Genomic DNA, 21,190 nt, shown 5'->3' with positions numbered 1-21,190 from the left:
TTCTGCTTGTCGCTGCCCGCACCCTCAGCAACCCAGGTCGCGGTCGGACGCGCCTGCGAGACCGGAATCTTGACGCCGCCCGGAAAGTTGGTCTTAGTGACCAGCGACAGGATGGTGCCCAGGCTTTTGGCCTTCTCGATGATCTTCTCGACCACGATAGTCGGGATGAGTGCGCCCGCGTCGGGGGACTTGGTGACCTGATTCTGATTGGTCAGATTCTGGGGAATCGCCGCGCCCTTGGCGACGTAGTTCATAAACGCGCGGCGGTATTCCACGCTGTTCAGCGGGTCATCCGGGGTCTGTTCGCCCGTGCCCGGCTGCATCTGACCGGTCGTGACGACCGCGCCGCCGAGGTTCATCAGGTTCTGCACCGCCTGCGGGTTCTGCTGGCGGCCTTCGAGTGCCTTGAGCGCAGCCTGTGCCTGCGCTTCCTCGTCAAACTGGCGGTCGAGGGCTTCGATCTCGTCCTTCTTGGCCTTGTAGCCGGTCAGGTCGCTCTGTTCGATCAGGGCGCGTGCCTCGTTCAGCAGGGTCTCGCGCTTTGCCAGATAGGTGTCTCTGTTCATCTCGTCTTTCCTCCTAAAGTCAAAAGTTCCAGTTCTGCGCGGGCCTTGTCCTGCGCAGTCATGGGCGGATGTTTGGCGCGCTCGGCGCGCAGCTTGTCAATGACCGCCTGCGGCAGTACCCCGCCGGACAGGGCGGCTACCAGCGGCTGCGGGTGCATGGGCGACGCGGTCAGGCCGTCGGCAAAGCCTGCCTCGATGGCCTCCTGTGCGGTCATCCAGGTTTCCTTGTCCATGAGTGCCAGCAGCTCTTTTTCGCTCTTGCCGGTCTTGTGCCGGTACGCAGCGGCGACCGCCTGATTGGCCTTTTTCAGCGTCTCGCTGGTCGCGTCCATCGTGTGATAGTCGCCCTGTGCGCCGCCGGATACGTTGTGAATCATCACAAGTGCCGTGGGCGAAATGTCGCACGGCCCGGCGCACATAATCATGGACGCTGCCGACGCAGCATGGCCGGTCACATGAATCTGCACGCCGCCCGGGTGCGCACGCAGCGCGTCGTAGATCTCACCACCGGCAAAGACGCTGCCGCCGGGCGAATTGATGTACACGTCGGCACGCTCATTCGGTGCTCTGTCCAGCGCGGTCAGCACCTCACGCGGCGCGACCGCATCCATGTCAAACCAGTCATAGACCCACTTGTCATCATTGGCCACGATCACGCCCTTGATGTCGATTTTCATGCCGTTTCACTTCCTCCTTCCTGTGTTGTCTGGGTTGTGGGTGCGGTATCCAAGCGACGGATGGGCACATCGCCGCCGTCGATGGGTGCAAGGTTCAGGACGGCGCGCCACTCGTTCGGCAGCATAGCGCCGCGGTCTACCATGGCCAAGAGCCCTAACTTTGTGCTCATGCTGGCGGTTGCAAGGTTGGTTGCCTCGAACACAATCCGGTTGCCTGCCGCCCGCTCGCGGCGGGAAAACAGCTTGCGCGTGTACTCCTCGCCCAGCTCGCGCACGATGGGTTCCAGCTCGGCCTCGTAGTAGGCGTTCCACTCGTCCTCGTTGTACTGCGACAGGACGATCTTGGGGTTTGTGTTGAAGATCGCATAAATGCGCTGGGTTGTGCGGTCCATCTGCGCCGCGTTGGGGACGTAGTCCTTGGGACTAATCTGGGTGGCCTCGGATTTGGAGTCCACGACAACCACGCCGCTGCCGTTCTCCACGTCCAGAAACCGCTGGGCAAACTCCTTGGCTTTCTCGTCCAGCGCATCATCGCGCAGCGCCGTATTGTACTTAATCAGCCAGCGCACGACCGACGAGTTGCGGATGGCCTTGACGATGCCCTGATCGGTCGTGCCGACGATCTCCATGAGCGGCATGAGCGTCTGTGCCAAGGGCGAACCAAATAGATCATTTTCATAGAAGTCTGCGCGCAGATGGATGATGTCGGTGTAGGCGAACACCATGCGCCGCCCGTTGACCAGGATAAAATCCAGACACAGCGTGCCGTCCTTGCGGTAGATTGCCTGCACCGAGCTTGCCGTGATGGGGTAAATCTCCACCGGCAGGCCGTTTTCGTCGCGGATAATCAGTGCAAAGGCGTTGTTGTTGAGGACGAGCTGGGCGGCCAGCTTCTCCTGTAATTTCTGGCCGGTCATGTAGGGGTTGGGCTCTTCGAGCAGGTAGCGCAGGCGCGCGTCCGCGTTGTATACAATGCGGCGCTTGCCCTCGCGGTCGATGGTCTCGCGCAGGTGCTTTCCGACCAGCTTGCCCACGCCCTTGACCTTGGGACGCATACACGCCCGGACGATGTCCGACTGGTACAGCTTGCCGTTCCATGCGTAAAACCCGTTGCCCCGCTCGGTCACCATCTGATAGCGCACGGTGCCCGGGGATGCGCGGGCGAACAGGTCACGAAAAAATCCCATATGTGTATCACCTCAAATCATGCTTTGGTATTCTTCCAGATGCCGTCCAAGGACGGTGTAGGCATCGAGCAGTGCGGCCGCGCCGTCGATGCGCCGGGTCGGCTTGGTGGACTTGCACGGCTGCCAGTTGTCATTCTTGTCCTCGTCATAGCTGGTGTTTGCCAGACACCACTTGAGCACCGGGTTATTGTTATAGACCACCAGCTTTGCGGCGAGGTCTGCGCCCAGCGCGTGCATGGGTGCGGACAGGGTCTTTTTGCCCTGGATGACCGGTTCAGGACAGGACGGGCCAAAGGTGTCGGTCAGCTCGTCCACAAAATAGGTCGCAGACCAGCTATCGTAGCCAATCCACGGCAAGTAGATGTCCTCCTGCTCCTGCACCTCGACAAACCACTGGACGACGTCATGGTAGTTAATCTTGTTGCCCTGGCACAGTCGCACATAGTCCTCATCGACCCACTGGTCATACCGGATTTTGTCTTCATTGACGCGCTGCTCCAGCAGCGCTTCGGGCAGCCAGAACATCATGCGCACATAATAGTGCGGGTCGTTCGGCACTTGGAAGATCACGGCAGCGGCGGTCAAGTCGGTGGTCGCGGACAGATCGACGCCGCCCACGCCATAGCGCGGCCGCAGCTCGGCCAGATCGTAGCAGGCCGTGTTGTTGAGCTCCTCAAACGTGAGCCAGGCCTCGGTCGTGGTCTCGCGGATGTTGAATTCCTTGCAGACCAGGTTCTTGACTTCCTTGGGGTTTGCCTGGGCGCGCGCGACCTTATCGGCCAGCTGCTGCCGGTTCTTGATCGTACCCAGACCGGGGTTGGCCTTTGCCCAGCAGTTCGGGTCGGTCCACTCGCGCCGCGCGTCCAACTCGTAGACAAAGGCGATAAAGTGCGGGTCGTGTGCGCCCTTCGGGTCTCCATAGCCGTTGATGATGCGCGCAGCGTACTCGTACCGGTCGTCGTAAATGTCCTCGCGCACGGTGCCCGCCGTCGAAGTAATAAACACCAGCGGCTGCTCGCGCGCGGTCGTGCCGTCGGCCATGATGTTATAGAGCGCACGCCCGTCCTTCCACTGGTGAATCTCGTCCATCAGAACGCCGTGGACGTTCAGACCGTCCAGCGTGTCCGAATCGGACGCCAGCGGCTTGAACACACCGTCGTTGAATGCCTCGCTGGTCAGCTCGTGGGTCAGGGTCTTGATGCGCTTTAAGAGCGCGGGCGACTTGCGCACCATGCGCTTGGCTTCCTGCCAGATGATTTTCGCCTGATCGCGCTTGGTCGCCACCGCATACACCTCGGGGCCGGGTTCGCCGTCGCCGATCATCAGGTACAGACCGACCGCCGATGCCAGCAGGGATTTGCCGTTCTTCTTGCCGACGATCAGCAGCGCCTCGCGGTACTGGCGGTTGCCGTCCATGTCTACAAAGCCGAAGATGGCGGCCAGCATGGCCTTTTCCCACAGCTCCAGGCGCACCGACTGACCGCCTACCTTGCCCTTGGAGTGATGGCAATAGCGCTCGATGAAGTCGATGACGTGCCAAGCGCGCGCCGGGCTGTAATGATAACCGTCGGCATCGGTGTCCAATTTGGACACAAGGTGTGCGTAGGTACGGCGTATCTTGTCCCCGACCACCACGTCCCCGCGCTCAATTGCTGCCCAATACGCGCGGATGGGGTCGGCAAACGGGGTTTCGTTAGGTCTCACGGCTCGTGACAAAGCTGTCAAACCCGTCATCGGGCGGCGCTTCGACCGACTTGGGCAGCAGGTCGGTCAGCTGACGGATGATTTTCTGATAATTGCCATTGGTCTGGTTGTAGACCTCGGCCTCCGGGCGCTTGCGCTTGTACGGCTCTTGATCGCCCTGGGAAAACCACTCGGTCCAGCCGTAGGTGTTGAGGTCGTCCTCAAGCTCGTCGAGCTGCACGCGCATAAAAGCCGCGCGCTCGATAAGACCCAGGACAAGTTTCTGCTTGGTCTCCTCAATGCCTGAAAACAGCTTCAAAAGCCGCCTTTGTTCTTTCTTGATCGCGCTTTCCAGCGCCTTTTTGTCCTCACATCCGGTTATTTTCCGGCACCTCCTTCCTGCGCACGCGCATGGCGCGCGCTGTGTGATTCGCGCCCCCGTGCCACGTTTTCGCCCGGCTGTCAACGGGTGGGGGTCCTGTGCGTCAGCCGTGTATTTTTCCGAGGAGGGGCGTTCGGTCGTTTTGCATCACACCCGGGTCAGCGGACTGGGGGGCGGTCGGACTTCGACCGGCTGGCCGTCCGGCCCGATGATGCACCGGTCACCGCTGCCGTCCTCGCTCTCGCGGTTGTGGCACGCCTGGCAGTCGTAGCGCAGCAGCGCATGGTTTAACGCGATGTCCGGGTCGTTCACGTTGTCTTCGGTCAGCCAGACCGTGTGGTGCACGATCAGACCGGGAACCAAGCCGCAGGTCTCGCACAGACCGCCGTCAATGGCCACGCGCTCGGCAATGTACGCCGCTCGGCAGGACTTCCACGCCTTGCTGTTGTAAAATTTCTTGGCAAACGCTCGCGCCATTACGCCTTGTCCTCCCGCCGCAGCATCTGGGTGCAGAACGGACACCGGAAGGTCTGCCCCACCGGCTTGACCGACTCGCCGCAGATCGGACAGCGCACCGCAGGCTGTGCCGAGATGCCGCGCACAATGCGCGCCGGAAAACTGTCCTGCACGCCGTGATAGCCGTACACCGTCACCCAGTCACCGCGCAGCTCAGGTGCAATGCGCGCAGGCAGGTCAAGTGTGATATGCTCTGTCAGGACAGTCACAATCAGGCCATACCGCTTTGCGGCCAGCACCTCGTCCGTGGCTCGCTTGTTCTCGCTGATGTCGTTCACGGTTCTCACGCTCCTTCACAATGTTCTGCATCTCGATGATGCGACGGGTCAGGCTGGCAAGTTCCAGCCGCATGACCTCGCACGCACGGTCGAGCTTCATGCGCTGGACGATGTTGCGGCTCTCAGCCGCCTGCGCGCGATTGCGCTCGATCGCCTCCTCCAGGCGGCGCTGGGCCTCGGTGTATTCACAGATCAGGACATCCAGGCTTTTCCATTCGGCCATTTGGCCCACCTCCTCGTTTTTGGGCAAACAAAAAGCCGACCACCAAGACCACACACGTTGTGTGTCTCGATGATCGGCTCAAATCTTTTTCAGATCCCCGGCGCTGTTTGGGGTATTCAGTTCGATCTCTTTGCGGCATCCCCGGCATATCATGTACGCGCCAACGATCCGCGCGTCCGGGATGATCTGCAAGAGCTTCTTTCCACAATTCGGGCAGCACATCCATAATCTGTGTTGTGTTCTGCCTTGATTATATTTTACCACTCGGTTCCCTCCTCGTAAAGCGCCCGCGCGCGCATTCTCTATTGTGTTCCATAAGATATACTGGGTTTCAAGCCCGAAAAATATAAGACCTTATGCTGTTTTCCTCGGTTTTGACCGTCTTGGTCGTGTCTTGCGTTCCGGCCGCTTGTCCGGCAGCAGGTACTTGAGGTACTTGACCTCGCCCCACTGATTGACCATGCTGTCGCTGTCGAGCACGGTTGCACCCGGCGGTGCGCACAGCGTCACGTCATCCGGCACCCAGCCGCTTTCCCGTTCGGGCTTTTTCAGTCCCCGGCTGGGTGTCCAGCTGCGCAGACCGTTCGGGCTGCCGTGCTCGCGCGGCTCCTTGGTCAGGTACCCCGCCAGCGCCTCATAGCCGTAGGCGTCCACGTACTCGATGTACACCTTGCCGTGCGGCCACAGGCTTTGCAGGGTTTCCAAGTCCCCGCCCGTGCCGTCGATCACGACATGGTGATGCAATCGCTTGTCGCCGTGCACGCCCTCGGTCACATAGACATAGCGCAGGGACTGACCGGCCAGGCGACGCGCCTTGCGCAGCTGCACCCAGAATCGCTTGATCTTATCCACCGCGCCGTCCCGATCATTCGGCAGATGATCGTCGTCATAGGTCAGGGTCACGACCAGATCGCGCGGCGTGAAATTGCTTGCGAGCAGCAGCTCGAGCTTTTGCCAGGCATATTTCATGTTCATCCGCTGACGTGCAGCCGAGCTGCACTTGGTCTTTGCCGCTCTGGCTTCTGGGCTGTCTGACGGGTGCACGGTCGAGTATACCGCTGCGTACACTAGCCTCCCCGCCCTGATGACTTTTCTTCGTTTTGCCATCCCCTCTCCTTTCCGTGTCCAAATTGGACACTTTTCTGCAAAAGGGTATAAAAATGCGGGGCTCAGCCCCGCACAGTGCCTTATGCTATTGTTGTCCAGCCCCAAGTCTGGGCTGGGATGATTCCTTCTTTCTGTTATTTAATATAGCCGTTTTTTGCGATCTTGTTAAGCAAAGGGCGAACATTCGTTTTGGGTGCACAAAATGATACGGGCAAATTTGGTAATTTTTCTACTTGCGGCGCTCGATCTTGAGCGCCCACCGGTGCCACATATCCACGGACTGAACAATCCCCTTTCTAGGCTGGTTGCCTCTAGCGTCGAAGAAGTCACTGATCTAGTTTTGCAGACAATGGCACAATGCATAAAATCTAATGGAATAATATTTATCGACAAAATTTTACAAATATCACCATTATAAAAGTATTTTCTGATGGTATAATGAAATTACCACTTTAGAAAGGAGCAATCAGAATGGCACAGCAATTGGAAAACGAAAACATTTTGGAATCAGCTTATGTATCCCTGCATCCCGAATCCCCCGAAGCCCTGAAAAGTGCCCCCCAAAAAGATGCAGATGCACCGCCAGCAAATGTACTTACCGCTGAAACTCCCACCGATCCGTTATGGGATGTACCGTCTGTCCCTTCTGGCTTTCTGCTATGGGTAGACGTAAACATGTCCATCAAGTTGAAAACCAAGGATCATCCTGAAGGTGAATGGGTTACTTTGCTTTGCGATGACGAACCCAGCCCCGATCCGTCTAACGGACTCTATTATTTCTGGGCATGGTGGAAAAGCTCCTGGAAGCATGACAAGAAAGTGTTAGCAGACAAAGGTATTGAAATCCGCAAGCAAGAATATTCCTGGCACGCGCCCTGTGCGATTGCCATTCCCTATGACAGCGTCGTACAAGACCCCTATCATCCGAGATAATAGCTATATTCCTATAAAATGACAAACAACCGCTTACAAAGCGGTTGTTTTTATATGCTCGGATGGTCATAGTGCCCCCCTTCTCAAAACGGCACATCGCTGTCGTCCAGCGGTGCGAAATCATCCGCGCTCAGCGCATCCGGGTGGGCCTCCGGCAGCTCCGGCACCGGATCATTACCTTGCACACGCTCTCTGACCTTCTTGGTCTCGCCGAACTGGATCTCGTCCACATTGACCTCAATGGACACGCGCTTGTTGCCGTTCCGATCCTCCCAGCCGCGTGACTGGATACGTCCGACCACGATGGCAAGCATCCCTTTGGTGAACCACTGTTTGACAAACTCAGCCTGTTTACCCCAAGCGATACAGTCGATGAAATCGGTCTGCCGTTCGCCGTTCGCACCTTTGCGGTCACGATCAATCGCAAGGGTAAATGATGTAACCGCAGTATTGGTTTGTGTGTAGCGTCTTTCGGGGTCACGCACGAGGCGACCCATCAGAATTGTTTTGTTAAGCATACAAATACCTCCCAATATGTTTAAATTCCATGTTAAACCATCACAAAATCATGCATTTATTCTCGACATGCACATCGGTAAAAAAATACTCCTTGCACTTCCATTTCCCTGCCCCGCTTGATTCCTGATACGCGATCTGATAGAATCAAAGTATTACTTTTCCTCTTTGAAAAAGAGGGATGAAGAAGGGAAGAAAAAAACATGAAACAGCCTCTTGTGAAATGTTCGTTTGCCGCCGTACTTGCCGCCGCGATGCTCAGCCCCACCGCCTTGGCTGCCGGTCTCGACTCTTTTGTCCCGCAGGCGAGCTACACAAACGCAACTTTTTCCGATGTACCTGCCAATGCATGGTACGCTGAAAATGTGGCATCCGCCTACGAGCTCGGTCTGATGCAGGGCAGCGGTGCCGGACAGTTCAACCCGTCCGGCCGTCTGACCGTGGGGGAAATGCTGGCTCTGGTCTGCCGCGTACATGCAATCTACCATACCGGCTCAGCCTCCTTCACGACAAGCAATCCCTGGTACGCTGTCTATGTTGACTATGCCGTACAGAATGGGATTGTCAAAAATGCAAATACGCTCAACTGCGACGCACCTGCAACCCGTGCGCAGTTTGCAGCAGCTCTGTCGGCAGCTCTGCCCGATGAGGCGCTGGCTGCACGCAACGATATTGCCGATGGTGCAATCCCGGATGTCCCCATGAGCGCTGCAAATGCCGACGCAATCTACCGTCTCTACCGCGCCGGTGTGCTGACCGGAAATGACAGTGCGGGCACCTTTACGCCCTCTGCCTCCATTGAGCGTAGTGCGGTTGCCGCTCTGGTCACCCGTGCAGTCAACCCCGATCTGCGTCAGCAGGTATCCTTGCAGCAGGCTCCCGCACTCGATTTCAGCGTTTACTGGGTGAATAATATCCAGGCTCCCTATGCTTATGAGTTCCGCTCGGACGGAACGGTCGTATCCTACTCCGCTGACCCCGCCGCTCCCCTCGACCCGAGCAAGTTCCAGAAATCGCAAACCTCCCAGTACCGCATTGAGGGCAACCACATGATTTTGACGTACTCTGGCGGTTTCCAGACGACGCTCGAGCTGATTACCCCCGAGACCCTCGCAGCGATGGGCGAATCCATTCTGGAAGAACTGCCCGCAGGCACGCCCTTCTTCTACGAGACCTCCTTTGTCCCCACGGATGCCCCTGAGCAGGCATTCTACTTGGTTCCCTCCACACGCGCCGTGCAGCCGCAAAACAGCCAGTCCAAGCCGTCCACCACGCTGAAGGACGGCGACCGGCTGACGCTGACCGGCGTACTCACGCAGGAAACTGAGACCGCACCCAACGGCTGGACCTTCACGTACTACGTTCTGCGTCTGGACACGCCCCACACCTTTACCATGTCCGACGAGGGTACGTTCACGGTTGACCGCGTACAGCTGAAGTTTGCCCGGGATAATATGCAGTCGATGATTGGCAAGCAGATCACGGTCAGCGGCAGCGCTTTCTTCGGACATACCGCGTATCACATCACCCCCATCGTGCTGCAGGATGTCACTGTCTAAATTCGAGAAGTTTTCCGACCGATAATATCCAAAATCTTACCGTTCACAACTGGGAAGCATTCGCGGATGGGCTGCGACCAGCTGCCGTTTTTGAGCCGGACGCGGTACTGTGCGACCACATAGCCGCGCCCAGGGCCTTTTTTGATATATCGGATAACGTGCCCGGTCACCGTTCCCCTGCCTGATGCCGGCTTGAAGGTCAGCTGGATGATTTTACATTCTTTGGGTTTGCGCATGCTTGCCTCCTTGCTGGAATTCTGGGAACGGAATCTGGTTTAGCTCGACATCGTGCCATTCGTTCGGGTCTTGTTCCTGCGCGGCCAGCCTGCGATCCATCTTGATCGCGGTCGGTTGCCCGTCCACCTCGATCGTCTGCCAGTCGGTGTTGAGCTGCGTGAAATGCTGGTGCTCACCGTCAAACAGGAAGTCGATCTCCCCGCACACGCCGCGTCGGTTCTTTGCGATGAACAGCGTGCGAAATCGGTCGGGATCATCGTCCTTGATGTCAATGGAGCGGTACAAGAAAGCGACCACATCTGCGTCTTGTTCGATCTGACCGGACGAGCGCAGGTCAGTGAGCTGGGGCACATCCCGGTTGCCACCCGAACGACTGAGCTGCGACAGCACAATACCGATCACGCCCTGCTGCCGGAATAGCATGGCCAGCTTGCGCGAGACATCGGTCACCCGGTCATACTCTTTGAGACGTTGGTCATGGTGTTCAATCAGGCCGATATAGTCAATGACCACTACCTCTGGCCGGTATCGAACGATATAGGCGCGGATATCCTCGACGGTCATGCCCACGGCATCTACATAGTCCAGCTTACTTTGCCCGAATCTCTGCGCCGCGCGCACCAGCTTAGTCATCTGCTCTTGATTGATGTCCCAGTGCTGAATATCCGCATAATCGACATAGGATTGCTCGGTCATCATGCGATCCATGGTCTGATCTTCGTCGGTCTCGAACGAGAACAGCGTAATCCGCCGCGTGCGGGCGATGTACGAGGCAAGCTGCCATGCAAAAGCGGTCTTACCCACAGACGGCCGGGCAGCTAACACGATGTACTCACGTCCCTCGGCGAAAATATGCTGGTTGAGCTTATCAAAGCCCCAGTCCAGGAACGTGCGCACACCGGTCGGGCGACTCAAAAAGCGCTGCGCCATCTGGGATGCTGTGCTGCGGCGGTTTGCGCCGTCGTTTTCGCTGAGCACGCCCACCAGCGCCTCGGCTTGAGCAAGCAAGGCTTTGCGGTCGTCACCGTGGTGCAGCGCAAGCTGCATTTTGTCCAGACTGTCCTTTGCCTTGGCAAGCGCCGCGCCCTCGCGCAGGATAGCTGCATATTCCGGCCAGACTGCTGAGGTCGGCGTGACGAGTGCGATCTGCTTGCACAGTTTGAGCGCGTCGTCTCCACCCATGCGACCGGCTACCGTGACCGGTGCGATGCTCAAACCGTCGGAAAACAACGCCAGCGCAGTCTCGAAGATGGCGCGGTGATCGCTGTGCAGGAAGTCATCTGCGCGGACGGTCTGAAATATCTCTGCCGCGCATTCTGGGTCGTTCAGCAGCGAACCCAGCAGCGTGCGCTCAGCCTCTAAGTACAAAGCATCGTTCATCATAGCTTTCTCACTCTCCTGCTCTCAGCTGGTACGTCAGGATAGTCCTTCTTGAGCCAGCTGATCAGGGTTGCGCAGTGGTTACGGTATCGTTTGCCCTTGGATGCCATATAGGCCGACAGCGCTTCAATCTCGGCAGCGACTTGGTTCGGTGTCCAGCGAGCGGTCAGGCGTGCGATCTCGTCGTCGGTCAGTCGGACATTGCCAAACTCGCCATAGCCTTTGCACTCGTCTTCTTCCGGTTTGGCCGGTTCTTCCTGCGCGGGTGCGCCCTCTCTCTCGTCTTCTAACTGGTCTTCTAACTGTTCCTTATATAGGCGGCACCGTTTCGTGCCACCCGTTGCACCATTTGGTGCCACCCCTGGCACCGTTTCGTGCTCCCCCTGGCACCGTTCGGGTACACCTGATTTGATCGGGGCGTACGCCTGGATGACAGCTTCAGTCACCGTGAACCAGGTCGTACTGTCGCCCCGGCTCTTGTTGTATGCCGCAGTCAAAATCAGGCCCTTTTCCCGGCACCGGGAAATGATGCCTTGCAGCTGCCGACGTGACCACCAGGGAAAAATCTTGGTCAAGGCGTTCAGGCTGTCATACGTCCAGTAGCGGCCGTCGCGATAGTTTCTGCCGTTGGCCGCATTGTCCCGCACCCACCAGTACAGGCGATGCACAAAAATGGCCTCGGGCACGCCGTAACGCTGGGCTAAATCCATATCAAATGCGTATTGCACACACTCACCTCACATGTTCCAGCCAACCGGTGAGCGCAAGGAAGAGCGCACCGAGCATGCTCCACAGGACAATTCCCGCGAGGCACGCCAGCACGTCAATATCCCCGGTGTCACACCGACCGACTTGTCCAAAAATGGCCACCATACACACGATGGCGGCAACTTTGCATACTGTTTTCATCTGTACTCCTTTCGGGCAGGCGTCCCTGCGAACCACCGCGCTTCCTGTCCTCTCTTGTCTCCACCTTATCAGATTTTGACCGGCCATTCCACCCGGCGCATGTCATATTGACATGTCCGCCTGCATTTGGGCACGCCGCGACCAGCCGGTCTTGTTTTCACCCTTTCCGGCTGATTTTACGGCTTTTTGTTGACTTTTCCCCTCGTTTGGAGTACACTAAATTTGCTAGATCGAGTGTATTCCAAACGCTCACACGCCTTACCGGTTCAACTGGTGAGGCGTTTTTTCTTGCCCTGCGCCGGTCAGTGACAGGCTCAGGGACGCGGCGACGATCTCGCGCAGCTCGTCCATGATGCTGTTATAGATCGGGCGTTCACGGTCGTCGATGATGCCATCCTCGGCGATCTCCAGCAGCGTCTCGACGCGACCCTCTCGGGCGAAATTGCGCAGCAGCCGGAACAGCCGCATGGTGCATTGCTCGAGCGACCGCTCGCTCACCTCGGGCAGAATCTGACCGGCGGGACTAGCTTTGAGGTGCCAGTATGCCAGCGCACGGTCGCGGTACAGCTCGGCCATCATGACCACCATCTCGTCCGACGGACGGCGGCGGCCGGTCTCGTACATGCGCAGGCTCTCGGTCGATATGTACAGCCGGTCGGATGCCGCTTCCTGCGTCATTCCGGCACGCTCGCGCGCGGTTTGGTAGATGTTACGGCTCGGTTTCATCCTGTTCTCACCTCCACCTTGGGACTACAATAGACTTATCGTCCGGGTTGCCTTCTACCGAGGTTCGGATGATCTTATCTGCCAAATCAATGGCCAAAAACATGCGTTTCTTGCCCAATGTGAACCATGTAATGTCCCGGCAGAACGTCCGCGCTGACGACTGACTCAGGTGCAGATACCGCGCCACGTCCTGTAAACACAGCGCGCCCGCGCCGCCGAAATGACTCTCAATGCCGCGCACGATCTCCCTTTTTCTGTTATAAGATGCCATTTGTTACACCTCCGTTTTGTACTTTCCTCTCACCTGTGATAGAATAAAGGCGAAAGGATGTGATCTTATGATTCGTGATTTTGATTCTTATGATGTTCAAGCAGAGTATCTTGAAACTTTGGAATTTGAGCTCCCTCCTGCTTGTCCCATGTGTCATCGGATTGGTACATTTAATCCTGTTCGTTGTGCGCATTATCAGGATGAAGGGGTAGCCGCAGCCATTTATTTTTGCAACCATTGTGAAGAGTTTTTCTTTGCAACATATTCCAACAATGAGATATTAGCTTATTACCCAGAAACGGTGCAGCCAGTTCAATTATCTGAACATATTCATCAGCTATCCCCCAATTTTTGCGACGTTTATGCTCAATCTTGCAAAGCGGAACAGGAACATCTTGATCTTATTGCCGGGATGGGATATCGTCGTGCTCTGGAATTTCTTTGTAAAGATTATGCCGTATCACTTCATCCTGACGAATATGAGCAAATCCTTGCAATGCCGCTTGCGCAATGTATAAAAAAATACATAGACAAGCGTGTTATTTCGCAACTTGCTGAACGAGTGGCATGGCTTGGCAATGACCATGCACATTACATTTCCAAACATCCTGACAAAGATTTGAATGATCTCAAAAAAATCCTTGAAATGGTAATCAAATGGATTGATTTAGAAATCGCCTCGCAACTCGCTATTGAACAAATTCAGAAAGCCTGATCATCGGATTTTACCTGCAACAAAACTTGGATTTGATAATCTCGCAAGTCCTTAACCGCCTGTCGAAGTGCTTCTTCCAATCCCTCAATCTTTGAAATCTTCTCAGCAAGGCCGGGCAGATTTTCAACCGAAATCATGAGACGATCTTTGTCTAAATAAGCATTCAATTCTTTCACTGAGTTTCCTCCTTTCCTCGTCCAAACAGGTCGTCAATGGTACAATGCAGCAGATCGGCCAGCGTGGGCAACAGTTCTGCGCGCGGGCAGGTGTTTATTGTCTCCCACTTTGCAACTGAACTTGCTGAAACCCCAAGAGCCATCGCGACCTCTGCCTGTGTAAGATTGTTCTTACGCCTCAATACTTGCATTTTTTTCAAGTTCATCAGCTCTTTTATTGATTTATATTCAAGTATGTCTTTATTATATTGATTCATTTTCAATAAGTCAAGCATTTTATTGAAATATATTCAAGTTATCTTTACAACTTGAATTAAATTCAATATGATATAGATAAAGGGGGTGAACCCATGTTAGGTGACAAGCTGCGTGAACTTCGCAAAAAAAATCACGTTACTCAGGCAAAGTTAGCAAATTATTTAAACTTAGATGCTTCTTCAGTTGCAAAATACGAATCTGGAAAAGTGACTCCTTCTCCAGATGTTTTGTTGAAAATCGCGCAATATTTTGATGTATCTGTGGACTATCTTCTTGGAAAGGATTCCGATTCCAACAGATCGCAGGAAGATGCTGAGTTGGAGAAATTCCAGTTTGCTTTATTCGGAACCCATGAAGAAATCACCGACGAAATCATGGAAGATGTCAAGGCATACGCACGCTTTAAGCTGGAGCAATGGAAAAAACAAGGGAAAATATGAAATCCGCAAGACTGTATGCAGCTGAACATAATATCGAAGTCGATCAGATACCACTTTTTTCTCTGGATGCTTTGTCTGTCGAATATGATAATGGCTGCTGTGCAATTGCAATCGACCCAAACCGGATCGAGTCTTACGCGGACGAAAACACGAAAATTGCCCATGAGCTTGGACATTGCCTGTATGGGGGATTCTACTCTCGCCTCACGCCTCTTTATACGCGGGAAAAGCATGAATACAAAGCCAACGTCTGGGCAGTGAAATTTCTCGTTCCCTGGGACGAGTTGCACGAGGCTATCCATAACGGCATCACCGAGCCTCGGGAGCTGGCTGAGTATTTTTCAGTCACCGAGGCGTTTATAAATCTCGCGCTTGAATACTACTTAGAACGCAAAGATTATTCCTTGGATTGATAAAATAAAAAATGTGTCCAATTTGGACACTAGGGGGTTATTTTATGAAAAAAGTAATAACATGGATTTTGGCACTTGTACTCACGTTCTCCCTTGCTGGTTGCTCCACAAATTCTGCATCTGATCTTACAAATGCTCAACCAGTAACGGAAACTGTTGAAAACAAAGAAATCACCATTTCAATTCAGTCTTTTGAGAAAAACGGCATCGATGCAACACCAATGGAGCAAACAGGAACTTTTTCTGGTACGCTAGTCGATGGAGTTCCCTCAGGAGACGGTACTTTTAAATCTCAGAATTCAGAAGGAGAGACCTGGACTTATAGCGGAAACTTTGAAAATGGTACCTTTAACGGCCAAGGTACTATTGCATCGTCAGATTATGAGCAGTCTGGAACATATACGGATGGATTATTTACCCCAACCAAACGAGAATTTTTTGCTAATGCCTCATACAGATGCTTTGCCAAATATACCCTAACAGAGAATGCTGTTGCATATCTAGATGCACATCCTGAATATTTCCCTGCTACCACGCAAGAGACGCTTTCTTCCATAAAAAATGCAGTAGATAACTCCATTACTTATCCAATGCTTAGAAAATCTATCGCCAATAATAGTTCCGCGCTTATTCATATTGATAATATAACTGTAGGTGAGATTGTTGAATTAAATTTTATCGGTCATACGCTTACCTGCGTATTCCTTCTTAATAGCGATGATAATTTTTATCAATTAGTTTATGATGGTGCATTACCCGATGTACTGAATCAGGATGTCATCAGCGTAGATGCATTACCTATTGCGGTCTCTAGTTTTGATAATGTTAGCGGTGGCGTTACCAATGTTATTGTAGTTGCCGGCGCCTATGTTCAAAAGGTTTGAGCCCATGGTTAATTCTCTGTCCATTGACCATAAATAAGCTTTTGTCCAATCTGAGCACTAGATAAGGGGGATTTTGAATGGATTTCATCGATCAATTACAGCAATTTGTAAAGAAGATCTCTGGCTTTAAGGACTCCATCACGACCGAAGAGGCGACCAAGACCTCGGTCATCCTTCCGTTTTTCCACCTGCTCGGCTACGATATTTTTGACCCCACCGAGTTTGTCCCGGAATTTGTAGCCGATGTAGGCATCAAGCGCGGTGAGAAGGTCGATTACGCCATCCTGCAAGACGGCAAGCCGATCATCATTATCGAGGCCAAGGCGATGGGCCGCAATCTGGAAAAGCATGATTCCCAGCTTTTCCGCTACTTCTCCACCACCTCGGCCAAGTTCGCCATCCTGACCAACGGCATCCGCTACCGCTTCTATACCGATCTGGAAGAAGCCAACCTCATGGACTCCCTCCCCTTCCTCGACATCGACCTGCTGCATCTGCGTGACGCGCAGATCGAGGAGCTGAAAAAGTTCAAAAAGGAAAATTTCAGCGTCGCCCGTATCTTTGACGCGGCATCTGTACTCAAATATGCCGGAAAGTTCAAGGAAACGCTGTCCGAACAGTTTGAAAATCCCTCGGATGAATTTGTGCGCTTCTTTTTGCAGGACGTATACGACGGTCGTATGACTCACTCGGTTGTCGAGAAGTTCCGTCCGATCCTCAAGGCATCCATGCAGGAATTCATCAGCGAGACCATGAACGACAAGATCAAGTCCGCGCTGTCTACGGCAAATGCAGCGCCCGTAGCACCCGCTGCACCTGCCAGCAAGGTACCCGCACCTGTTCCCGCGTCCGCTCCCGCTGAGGAAGAACCCGCGCCTGTCGTGGAAAGTGCTCCTGAACCCACTGAGGAAGAAATGAACGCATACTATGAGCTGCAAAACCTGCTCAAGGATGACGTCAGTCTGGACTCGATTACATACAAAAAGACCGACTCCTACTTTGCCATTCTCTACCAGAACAACACCCGCAAATGGCTGTGCCGTCTGGTACTGTCCGACAATCAAAAGCTGGTCTATCTGCCCGACGCGGACAAGAATCCCATCCGCCGTCAGGTTGCCAATATTTACGAGCTGGCAAGCTATCGCCGGTACATCACCAGCGTGATTGCCCGCTACGGCGGTACGCTGCTGCGTCCGCTGGAACGCGAAGATCCCCCGATTTATCAGATTATTCTCAAGCGACGCTTTCCCAAAAAGCAGCGCGTCTAATTGTCAGGAGGTGTCCCATGCCCTTACCCCTTGAAGAACACTACACATACAAAGATTACCTGTCCTGGGTGACCGAGGAGCGTTATGAGCTCTGGGAGGGTCAAGCCGTCATGCAGGCACGTCCATCCATCCAGCATCAGACGGTATCCGGCAACATTTTCTTTGCCCTGCGCGGCTTTCTTGATGGCAAGCCCTGCCGTGCGTTCCAGGAGATCGAAGTGCTGCTGCCGTCCTCGTCCAGCCAGAAGGCCGACGACGTGGACACGGTTTATGTGCCCGATCTCACCGTCGTGTGCGACCCGGACAAGCTGCACCACCAGTATTGCATGGGTGCACCCGATGTGGTATTCGAGATCCTGTCCCCTTCCACGGCGCGCGCCGACCGCATCGTAAAGTTCAATGCCTACCAGCGCGCCGGGGTGCGTGAGTATTGGCTGGTCAGTCCGCTCGAGGAGACCGTGCAGCTGTTCACGCTGGATGGCGGCACCTTCCGGGCATCGGATATTTTCACCCCCGGTATGTCGGTCGCCTCGACCGTGCTGCCCGGGTTCTCGGTGGACGTGTCCAAAATCTTCCGATAACGCAAAAAATCCCGCCCTGTCACCGGGGCGGGAAAAATATCATGCTTGTAATCGAACAAATATTCTATTTTATCAAAAAGGAGCCTGTCATGCCTGCCAAAGAAAACGATCTTCCCCGCAAAAACGCCGATGGATACTACCGCAAAGACATCACCTTTCGCGGCAGAAAATATGCTGTGCGCTCCAAAACGCTCAAGGGATTGTTTACCAAACTCGCTGAAAAGAAGCGTATGCTGGAAGCCGGTATGCTCATTCCGACCGAGAACACCTACGCTGCCGACTGGTGTGTGCGCTGGCTGGAAGAGTACCAGCGGCCGCGCTGCGGGCATGGACAATACCTCAACTACCGCGCCAATATCACCCGGCACATCGCGCCCAGTCTGGGCCGCAAGCGTCTGTGCGACGTGCAGCCCGCCGACTTACAGCGCATCCTCAACCGCCAGAGCTGCTATTCTGCGTCGCATGCGTCCAAGGTGCGCTACACGCTGCGCGCCATCTTTGAACAGGCGCGGCTGGAGGGGTTAATTCTGGGCAATCCGGCAGAACACCTCACCCTGCCCCGCCCTGAGCGTCCGGGCACGTCACACCGGCCAATCACCGACGAGGAAGAGCGCCTGATTCTGGATGTTGCACGCACCCACCGCGCCGGGCTGTGGGTCAAGCTCATGCTGTACTGTGGTCTGCGGCCGGGCGAAGCCATCGTGTTGCGCGCACGCGACATCGACCTGGACAAGCGCCGTCTGTCGGTACACGCGGCACTGGAAGCCGTGACAGGCAAGGTCAAGGGGCCGAAAAGTGCATCGGGTGTGCGCACCATTCCCATCCCCGACCTGCTCATGGACGATCTGCGCGCCGCGCTTCCCTCCTCCCCGGATGCGCTGCTGTTCACCCAGTCGCGCACCGTCCTGTGCACATGCTGCACAGGGCGTTTTTTTACCTAAAAAGAAAAACCACCGGTAAAAACCGATGGTTTTGGGGTCAAATCAGTTTTGCTTTGCGAAGTTTAATCACAGCAACGACCAAACCGACCGCTTCTGCGATGGGAAAGGCCAGCCAGATGCCCGAAGCGCCCAGAAAACGGGAGAGCAACCAGCCGACCGGAACGATGACGACGAGCTGACGCAGGAGCGAGATCACGAGCGAATCGCGTCCCTGACCAAGCGCCTCAAATACGCCTGACGCAACCACGCCGACCGTGGACACCACAAAACTCAAACCAATCATGCGCAGCGCGGTTATGCCGCTCGCCATTAGCTCGGCATCGGCATCAAAGACGCGCAGAATAGCTGCCGGGAAGCACAGTGCACCCACCGTTCCCACGATCATAATGACCGCGACGATGCGCAGACTATACGAAATGGTCTGACGCACGCGAGCATGCTCACCCGCACCGTAGTTATAGCTGATGATCGGGCGCATGCCCTGAATGACGCCGCAGGCAGGCATGTTGACAAAGGTCTGAAGCTTGTAATAAAGACCGAACACGGCGACATAGACGCTGCCCAGCGCAGCGAGCATGCCGTTTAAGATACCCGTGAGCACGGACGGCATCGCGAGCATGAGCGAGGACGGAATGCCGATATTATAGATACGCTTTGCCAGGATTTTGTCCAGTTTCACGCCGCGCAGCGTGATCTGCACGCCGACATCGCGAGTCAGGAAGATTACGACGTAGAGCAGCATGGCAACAATTTGTCCGATGACCGTCGCAATGGCCGCACCGCGCACACCGAGCGCAGGCAGACCAAACCAGCCGAAAATCAGGATGGGATCGAGCACGATGTTGATGATACAGCCGCTCGCCATGAGCACCATGGTGGTTTTCATGCGTCCAATGCCCTGAAAGATCTTTTCAAAGCACATTTGCAGCAGCTCACCAAACGACAGACACATGACGATGTAGGTGTAATCACACGCCCAGGACAGCGTGCGTGCATCGTCGGTGAACATGCTCAGGAACGGTCGGGTGAGCACCACACCCGCGATAACGAAGATCACGCAATGGATGAGCACGAGCAGCACACCCAGCGAGGCCGCTCGATCAGCCTGTTTGCGCTCACCTGCGCCAAGGTGCATGGATACGACCGAGCCGATACCTACGCCCATGCCGACGCCGACCGACATGATGGCATTTTGCAATGGAAAAGCCAGAGATACTGCGGTCAGTGCATCGGTACCCAGTTTAGTGACCCAGATACTGTCGACAATGTTGTAGAGCGACTGAATGAGCATGGACAGCACAACCGGGATGGACATGGAAATCAGCAGTCCAAACACCGGTTTTCGCCGCATAAATTCTTGTTTTTCGTTCATTTTTACCCCTTTCTGCACAAAAAAATCGCCTTCCCAGCCTGTTGAATGCGGGAAGGCGTGCATGTCTTTATAATCATTTGAGACTTAGGTATTATAACACATCGGGGAACCTGACGCAAGACCAAAAAATTTGCACCGCAGCCAAAAATGAAGCTTTCGCTCAAGCCTTTCTCGAAAGGCTTGCGGAGCCTTGAGGCAGAGCCTCAAGCCGCCGTCCGCAGACGGCGGAACTCCCCTTTGAAACCCGGTGTCCGGCCCGGGTTTCAACCTAGACATACACAGGAAAAAGACCGTCTCTTCGGACGGTCTTTTTATGAGCGCGCTTTGTGCGCGAAGAATTGCGCGACCAGCGGGTCGCGCTTTTGTTTTCGTTTTGGTTGATTCCGGTCTTTGACCGGAATCAAAAAGGGGATTTCGCGGCTTGCGAGCCGCGACTCAGGGCGCTGCCCTGAGAACCTGCGGCCTTTTGAAAAAGGCCGGCGAAAACTTCAATTAGGGGTGCGGTACTATTCTGACAAGTTCCCCATTTATTTTTTCTCCGCCCTCTTGACAAACTGTGTATAACTGTATATATTGAGTATATACACTAGATTTGCAAATCACAGTGGAGGTGCACCGTGAATCTCATTATCCGCAATACCAGCGGCCAGCCCATCTACGACCAGATCACCGCACAGATCAAGGCCATGATTCTGTCGGGTGAACTCGCTCCCGGAGATGCACTGCCGTCCATGCGTGCGCTGGCAAAAGACCTGCGCATCAGTCTCATTACCACAAAACGCGCCTACGAGGAACTCGAACGCGAGGGATTCGTCGAAACCGTGCCCGGAAAAGGCAGTTTCGTGGCGCAAACCAACACCGAACTCATTCGAGAGGAAAATCTGCGGCAAATCGAAACCCACCTGTCCGCCTGCATCGCGCTGGCTGCACAGGCTGGTGTGACCGAAAACGAGCTGCACGAAATGCTCTCGCTGCTCTGCAAAGGAGAATAA

General features: G+C 54.8%; 29 protein-coding genes. 11 read left to right on the top strand and 18 right to left on the bottom strand.

Annotated elements, in window-relative coordinates; all coding sequences use genetic code 11:
* The 9 genes from B5F17_RS06615 to B5F17_RS06570 all read right to left on the bottom strand — a co-directional run.
* The coding region (locus tag B5F17_RS06615) for a phage major capsid protein (RefSeq protein WP_087372145.1) at positions 1-566 on the bottom strand (566 nt) is incomplete at its 3' end.
* Positions 563-1,243: a head maturation protease, ClpP-related gene (locus B5F17_RS06610; protein ID WP_087372142.1), complete on the bottom strand. Its 681-nt coding sequence runs from the start codon at positions 1,241-1,243 to the stop codon at positions 563-565. The genes B5F17_RS06610 and B5F17_RS06615, both read right to left, overlap by 4 nt.
* Positions 1,240-2,430 (bottom strand): phage portal protein, encoded by a 1,191-nt coding sequence (locus B5F17_RS06605; protein ID WP_087372139.1) that lies wholly within the window; start codon positions 2,428-2,430, stop codon positions 1,240-1,242. Before B5F17_RS06605 ends, B5F17_RS06610 begins: the two co-directional genes overlap by 4 nt.
* A gap of 12 nt (positions 2,431-2,442) precedes the next feature.
* Positions 2,443-4,134: a terminase large subunit gene (locus B5F17_RS06600; RefSeq protein WP_242968713.1), complete on the bottom strand. Its 1,692-nt coding sequence runs from the start codon at positions 4,132-4,134 to the stop codon at positions 2,443-2,445.
* Positions 4,124-4,432 carry a hypothetical protein gene (locus B5F17_RS06595; RefSeq protein WP_242968712.1) on the bottom strand — a complete coding sequence of 103 codons (309 nt, stop codon included), beginning with the start codon at positions 4,430-4,432 and terminating at the stop codon, positions 4,124-4,126. Before B5F17_RS06595 ends, B5F17_RS06600 begins: the two co-directional genes overlap by 11 nt.
* A 210-nt stretch (positions 4,433-4,642) precedes the next feature.
* Positions 4,643-4,972, bottom strand: a complete 330-nt coding sequence (locus tag B5F17_RS06590) for a hypothetical protein (protein WP_087372133.1) — start codon at positions 4,970-4,972, stop codon at positions 4,643-4,645.
* Positions 4,972-5,220 carry a hypothetical protein gene (locus tag B5F17_RS06585; RefSeq protein WP_087372131.1) on the bottom strand — a complete coding sequence of 83 codons (249 nt, stop codon included), beginning with the start codon at positions 5,218-5,220 and terminating at the stop codon, positions 4,972-4,974. The genes B5F17_RS06590 and B5F17_RS06585 overlap by 1 nt, the downstream gene beginning before the upstream one ends.
* Complete coding sequence (locus B5F17_RS06580; protein WP_087372128.1) at positions 5,189-5,512, bottom strand: hypothetical protein; 324 nt, start codon at positions 5,510-5,512, stop codon at positions 5,189-5,191. Before B5F17_RS06580 ends, B5F17_RS06585 begins: the two co-directional genes overlap by 32 nt.
* A 354-nt stretch (positions 5,513-5,866) precedes the next feature.
* Entirely contained in the window at positions 5,867-6,619 is a 753-nt protein-coding gene (locus B5F17_RS06570) for a rolling circle replication-associated protein (protein ID WP_087372125.1), read from the bottom strand.
* 471 nt (positions 6,620-7,090) lie between these two features.
* Between B5F17_RS06570 and B5F17_RS06565 the strand changes: the two genes are divergently transcribed.
* Entirely contained in the window at positions 7,091-7,552 is a 462-nt protein-coding gene (locus B5F17_RS06565) for a hypothetical protein (RefSeq protein ID WP_087372122.1), read from the top strand.
* An 83-nt stretch (positions 7,553-7,635) separates the two neighbouring features.
* On the opposite strand, the gene B5F17_RS06560 is transcribed toward B5F17_RS06565, so the two are convergent.
* Positions 7,636-8,070, bottom strand: a complete 435-nt coding sequence (locus tag B5F17_RS06560) for a single-stranded DNA-binding protein (protein WP_087372119.1) — start codon at positions 8,068-8,070, stop codon at positions 7,636-7,638.
* A gap of 201 nt (positions 8,071-8,271) precedes the next feature.
* Between B5F17_RS06560 and B5F17_RS06555 the strand changes: the two genes are divergently transcribed.
* Entirely contained in the window at positions 8,272-9,627 is a 1,356-nt protein-coding gene (locus tag B5F17_RS06555) for an S-layer homology domain-containing protein (protein WP_087372116.1), read from the top strand.
* On the opposite strand, the gene B5F17_RS06550 is transcribed toward B5F17_RS06555, so the two are convergent.
* The 3 genes from B5F17_RS06550 to B5F17_RS06540 are packed head-to-tail and all read right to left on the bottom strand — an operon-like array spanning position 9,624 to position 11,954.
* Positions 9,624-9,863 (bottom strand): hypothetical protein, encoded by a 240-nt coding sequence (locus tag B5F17_RS06550; protein WP_087372113.1) that lies wholly within the window; start codon positions 9,861-9,863, stop codon positions 9,624-9,626. The two genes, B5F17_RS06555 and B5F17_RS06550, sit on opposite strands and share 4 nt — an antisense overlap.
* Positions 9,841-11,247, bottom strand: a complete 1,407-nt coding sequence (locus B5F17_RS06545; protein ID WP_087372111.1) for a replicative DNA helicase — start codon at positions 11,245-11,247, stop codon at positions 9,841-9,843. Before B5F17_RS06545 ends, B5F17_RS06550 begins: the two co-directional genes overlap by 23 nt.
* Positions 11,244-11,954 carry a hypothetical protein gene (locus B5F17_RS06540; RefSeq protein WP_143287697.1) on the bottom strand — a complete coding sequence of 237 codons (711 nt, stop codon included), beginning with the start codon at positions 11,952-11,954 and terminating at the stop codon, positions 11,244-11,246. Before B5F17_RS06540 ends, B5F17_RS06545 begins: the two co-directional genes overlap by 4 nt.
* Positions 11,955-11,985: 31 nt before the next feature.
* On the opposite strand from B5F17_RS06540, the gene B5F17_RS14820 reads away from it, so the two are divergent.
* A complete protein-coding gene (locus B5F17_RS14820) occupies positions 11,986-12,264 on the top strand; it encodes a hypothetical protein (RefSeq protein WP_162608108.1) in 279 nt (92 codons plus the stop codon).
* A 147-nt stretch (positions 12,265-12,411) separates the two neighbouring features.
* Here the strand turns inward: B5F17_RS14820 and B5F17_RS06535 are convergent, their stop codons facing one another.
* Together B5F17_RS06535 and B5F17_RS06530 are read right to left on the bottom strand one after the other, a co-directional pair.
* Positions 12,412-12,879, bottom strand: a complete 468-nt coding sequence (locus B5F17_RS06535; protein ID WP_087372106.1) for a helix-turn-helix domain-containing protein — start codon at positions 12,877-12,879, stop codon at positions 12,412-12,414.
* Between the two features lie 7 nt (positions 12,880-12,886).
* Positions 12,887-13,150: a hypothetical protein gene (locus tag B5F17_RS06530; protein ID WP_087372104.1), complete on the bottom strand. Its 264-nt coding sequence runs from the start codon at positions 13,148-13,150 to the stop codon at positions 12,887-12,889.
* 67 nt (positions 13,151-13,217) lie between these two features.
* On the opposite strand from B5F17_RS06530, the gene B5F17_RS06525 reads away from it, so the two are divergent.
* Positions 13,218-13,865, top strand: coding sequence for a DUF4145 domain-containing protein (locus B5F17_RS06525; RefSeq protein ID WP_087372101.1), 648 nt, complete (start codon positions 13,218-13,220; stop codon positions 13,863-13,865).
* Here the strand turns inward: B5F17_RS06525 and B5F17_RS06520 are convergent.
* Both B5F17_RS06520 and B5F17_RS06515 read right to left on the bottom strand, forming a co-directional pair.
* Positions 13,853-14,041, bottom strand: coding sequence for a hypothetical protein (locus tag B5F17_RS06520; RefSeq protein WP_087372098.1), 189 nt, complete (start codon positions 14,039-14,041; stop codon positions 13,853-13,855). The genes B5F17_RS06525 and B5F17_RS06520 overlap by 13 nt on opposite strands.
* Positions 14,038-14,298, bottom strand: a complete 261-nt coding sequence (locus B5F17_RS06515; protein ID WP_162608107.1) for a helix-turn-helix domain-containing protein — start codon at positions 14,296-14,298, stop codon at positions 14,038-14,040. Before B5F17_RS06515 ends, B5F17_RS06520 begins: the two co-directional genes overlap by 4 nt.
* Before the next feature lie 93 nt (positions 14,299-14,391).
* On the opposite strand from B5F17_RS06515, the gene B5F17_RS06510 reads away from it, so the two are divergent.
* The 6 genes from B5F17_RS06510 to B5F17_RS06485 all read left to right on the top strand — a co-directional run bounded on the left by B5F17_RS06510 (position 14,392) and on the right by B5F17_RS06485 (position 18,826).
* The gene (locus B5F17_RS06510) at positions 14,392-14,739 is read left to right on the top strand and encodes a helix-turn-helix domain-containing protein (protein ID WP_087372093.1); all 348 of its coding nucleotides are present in this window, start codon (positions 14,392-14,394) and stop codon (positions 14,737-14,739) included.
* On the top strand, positions 14,736-15,152 hold the full coding sequence (locus B5F17_RS06505) for an ImmA/IrrE family metallo-endopeptidase (protein ID WP_162608106.1): 417 nt from the start codon (positions 14,736-14,738) through the stop codon (positions 15,150-15,152). The genes B5F17_RS06510 and B5F17_RS06505 overlap by 4 nt, the downstream gene beginning before the upstream one ends.
* Positions 15,153-15,196: 44 nt before the next feature.
* A complete protein-coding gene (locus tag B5F17_RS06500; protein ID WP_087372087.1) occupies positions 15,197-16,036 on the top strand; it encodes a hypothetical protein in 840 nt (279 codons plus the stop codon).
* 77 nt (positions 16,037-16,113) lie between these two features.
* On the top strand, positions 16,114-17,304 hold the full coding sequence (locus tag B5F17_RS06495; RefSeq protein WP_087372085.1) for a type I restriction endonuclease: 1,191 nt from the start codon (positions 16,114-16,116) through the stop codon (positions 17,302-17,304).
* A 17-nt stretch (positions 17,305-17,321) separates the two neighbouring features.
* On the top strand, positions 17,322-17,885 hold the full coding sequence (locus B5F17_RS06490; RefSeq protein ID WP_087372082.1) for a Uma2 family endonuclease: 564 nt from the start codon (positions 17,322-17,324) through the stop codon (positions 17,883-17,885).
* Positions 17,886-17,974: 89 nt separating this feature from the next.
* Positions 17,975-18,826 (top strand): tyrosine-type recombinase/integrase, encoded by an 852-nt coding sequence (locus tag B5F17_RS06485; protein WP_162608105.1) that lies wholly within the window; start codon positions 17,975-17,977, stop codon positions 18,824-18,826.
* Between the two features lie 37 nt (positions 18,827-18,863).
* Here the strand turns inward: B5F17_RS06485 and B5F17_RS06480 are convergent, their stop codons facing one another.
* Positions 18,864-20,198: an MATE family efflux transporter gene (locus tag B5F17_RS06480; RefSeq protein ID WP_087372076.1), complete on the bottom strand. Its 1,335-nt coding sequence runs from the start codon at positions 20,196-20,198 to the stop codon at positions 18,864-18,866.
* Positions 20,199-20,815: 617 nt separating this feature from the next.
* Here B5F17_RS06480 and B5F17_RS06475 point away from each other — a divergent pair.
* Positions 20,816-21,190, top strand: coding sequence for a GntR family transcriptional regulator (locus B5F17_RS06475; RefSeq protein ID WP_016146888.1), 375 nt, complete (start codon positions 20,816-20,818; stop codon positions 21,188-21,190).

The sequence above is a fragment of the Butyricicoccus pullicaecorum genome, from assembly GCF_002160355.1.
In the GTDB taxonomy this organism is placed as follows: Bacteria; Bacillota; Clostridia; order Oscillospirales; family Butyricicoccaceae; genus Butyricicoccus; species Butyricicoccus pullicaecorum.
The sequence above is the reverse complement of the archived record's forward strand: the minus strand, read 5'-3'. Positions and strand labels throughout refer to the sequence as shown.

Excerpts from the sequence above, each read along its gene's own strand:
- B5F17_RS06610 (WP_087372142.1), bottom strand. The coding sequence starts at position 1,243 with ATGAAAATCGACATCAAGGGCGTGATCGTGGCCAATGATGACAAGTGG.
- B5F17_RS06605 (WP_087372139.1), bottom strand. The coding sequence starts at position 2,430 with ATGGGATTTTTTCGTGACCTGTTCGCCCGCGCATCCCCGGGCACCGTG.
- B5F17_RS06590 (WP_087372133.1), bottom strand. The coding sequence starts at position 4,972 with ATGGCGCGAGCGTTTGCCAAGAAATTTTACAACAGCAAGGCGTGGAAG.
- B5F17_RS06580 (WP_087372128.1), bottom strand. The coding sequence starts at position 5,512 with ATGGCCGAATGGAAAAGCCTGGATGTCCTGATCTGTGAATACACCGAG.
- B5F17_RS06570 (WP_087372125.1), bottom strand. The coding sequence starts at position 6,619 with ATGGCAAAACGAAGAAAAGTCATCAGGGCGGGGAGGCTAGTGTACGCA.
- B5F17_RS06565 (WP_087372122.1), top strand. The coding sequence starts at position 7,091 with ATGGCACAGCAATTGGAAAACGAAAACATTTTGGAATCAGCTTATGTA.
- B5F17_RS06560 (WP_087372119.1), bottom strand. The coding sequence starts at position 8,070 with ATGCTTAACAAAACAATTCTGATGGGTCGCCTCGTGCGTGACCCCGAA.
- B5F17_RS06555 (WP_087372116.1), top strand. The coding sequence starts at position 8,272 with ATGAAACAGCCTCTTGTGAAATGTTCGTTTGCCGCCGTACTTGCCGCC.
- B5F17_RS06550 (WP_087372113.1), bottom strand. The coding sequence starts at position 9,863 with ATGCGCAAACCCAAAGAATGTAAAATCATCCAGCTGACCTTCAAGCCG.
- B5F17_RS06545 (WP_087372111.1), bottom strand. The coding sequence starts at position 11,247 with ATGATGAACGATGCTTTGTACTTAGAGGCTGAGCGCACGCTGCTGGGT.
- B5F17_RS06540 (WP_143287697.1), bottom strand. The coding sequence starts at position 11,954 with ATGGATTTAGCCCAGCGTTACGGCGTGCCCGAGGCCATTTTTGTGCAT.
- B5F17_RS14820 (WP_162608108.1), top strand. The coding sequence starts at position 11,986 with ATGTTCCAGCCAACCGGTGAGCGCAAGGAAGAGCGCACCGAGCATGCT.
- B5F17_RS06535 (WP_087372106.1), bottom strand. The coding sequence starts at position 12,879 with ATGAAACCGAGCCGTAACATCTACCAAACCGCGCGCGAGCGTGCCGGA.
- B5F17_RS06530 (WP_087372104.1), bottom strand. The coding sequence starts at position 13,150 with ATGGCATCTTATAACAGAAAAAGGGAGATCGTGCGCGGCATTGAGAGT.
- B5F17_RS06525 (WP_087372101.1), top strand. The coding sequence starts at position 13,218 with ATGATTCGTGATTTTGATTCTTATGATGTTCAAGCAGAGTATCTTGAA.
- B5F17_RS06515 (WP_162608107.1), bottom strand. The coding sequence starts at position 14,298 with ATGAATCAATATAATAAAGACATACTTGAATATAAATCAATAAAAGAG.
- B5F17_RS06510 (WP_087372093.1), top strand. The coding sequence starts at position 14,392 with ATGTTAGGTGACAAGCTGCGTGAACTTCGCAAAAAAAATCACGTTACT.
- B5F17_RS06505 (WP_162608106.1), top strand. The coding sequence starts at position 14,736 with ATGAAATCCGCAAGACTGTATGCAGCTGAACATAATATCGAAGTCGAT.
- B5F17_RS06500 (WP_087372087.1), top strand. The coding sequence starts at position 15,197 with ATGAAAAAAGTAATAACATGGATTTTGGCACTTGTACTCACGTTCTCC.
- B5F17_RS06495 (WP_087372085.1), top strand. The coding sequence starts at position 16,114 with ATGGATTTCATCGATCAATTACAGCAATTTGTAAAGAAGATCTCTGGC.
- B5F17_RS06490 (WP_087372082.1), top strand. The coding sequence starts at position 17,322 with ATGCCCTTACCCCTTGAAGAACACTACACATACAAAGATTACCTGTCC.
- B5F17_RS06485 (WP_162608105.1), top strand. The coding sequence starts at position 17,975 with ATGCCTGCCAAAGAAAACGATCTTCCCCGCAAAAACGCCGATGGATAC.
- B5F17_RS06480 (WP_087372076.1), bottom strand. The coding sequence starts at position 20,198 with ATGAACGAAAAACAAGAATTTATGCGGCGAAAACCGGTGTTTGGACTG.